The sequence below is a fragment of the Lonepinella koalarum genome, assembly GCF_004565475.1.
In the GTDB taxonomy this organism is placed as follows: Bacteria; Pseudomonadota; Gammaproteobacteria; order Enterobacterales; family Pasteurellaceae; genus Lonepinella; species Lonepinella koalarum.
The window spans coordinates 1-1,064 of the sequence record NZ_SRHX01000026.1; the positions used below are offsets into that span (position 1 = coordinate 1).

At 48.3% G+C, this 1,064-nt stretch carries 1 protein-coding gene; it reads left to right on the forward strand.

All coding sequences use genetic code 11. The features are described 5' to 3' along the window. Positions 1–323: hypothetical protein (locus E0709_RS12435; protein ID WP_209300512.1), on the forward strand; the 323-nt coding region annotated here is incomplete at its 5' end. Positions 324–1,064: the final 741 nt, after the last annotated feature.

A 1,064-nucleotide genomic window follows, 5' to 3' on the forward strand; every position in this document is an offset into this window, starting at 1 on the left:
TGTATTTCAGTGAGGATCTTGAGGGGACAAACAATGCACTACTTGAGGGTGATGATACAACGCCTGGACATGAAGGAACCACTGCTGAAGGAAGTCGAGGTAAGGAAACGTGGAATATCCGTTGTGCACAGATGATCATTGACCTTAAAGACATATACATCTTGACAAGGAAAGGGGAAAGAAGACGCTACCCACCAATGACATTACCTACTCACTTCCAAGATTTTTCTTCTTGTCGTGTCCTCACCAACGTCACACGCGCCCCTTTGCTTCGTGTTTGGTTGGTTTGCTTGTTGAAAGGATCTGCCATCTTCCGGTCGTAGGACCTTCGATGTTGCCCAGGGCGCGGCGCGTAGAGCCTCCTCGCAGGTTGCAGTACACCTTATAAAAAGGTAAAAAGGTAAAGGTAGGGGGCTTGCGCTTTAAAGAGCGTAGCTGCGGGCACTAATCTCCCGGCACCTCGGCTTTTGAGCCTGCAGGGGATTTTATCCCTACACCCTGGACCAGAGCCGACTAAGACGCAGGGACTGCAGTTTACCTCCCCAGCAGAGCCAGGTACTCAATCACAGTTGAGTCGACTGAGGCATGTGGAGTAAAGTGCCTTGCCCAAGGACACACCTGAAAAGACCCAGCGCCGACGCTGGGTTCGAACCCTCGACCTCGAGATCGTGAGTCCGCCTCGCTGACCACTAGACCATCCTTACCAATTAATCCATATAAAACATATTTACTAATGTTTTGCCATTGTCAATTGCATTTCAAGTCAAGTTCAGCACATTTGTAACTGACACTGCCAAGTATGTCTTTATCGGTTCCAGCCTTGAGATCTTCCATCCCCACTCGGGCGGATACAGTGGGGTGCATCCCCTTCGACATTTGGCGAGTTCCGCTTCACGATAAAGCTTTTACAAAAACAGTATTTCGCACTCGAATTCCACATCACTGAAGGGATTCGAAACAGGGTAGAGGTTCCCGTTGTCGAATGTTTACGATTTTTTTTCAGTTTACTCGACTACCTACAGACTTCTAACGTACGACCAGTAGGTATAATGCCATAGAAAATG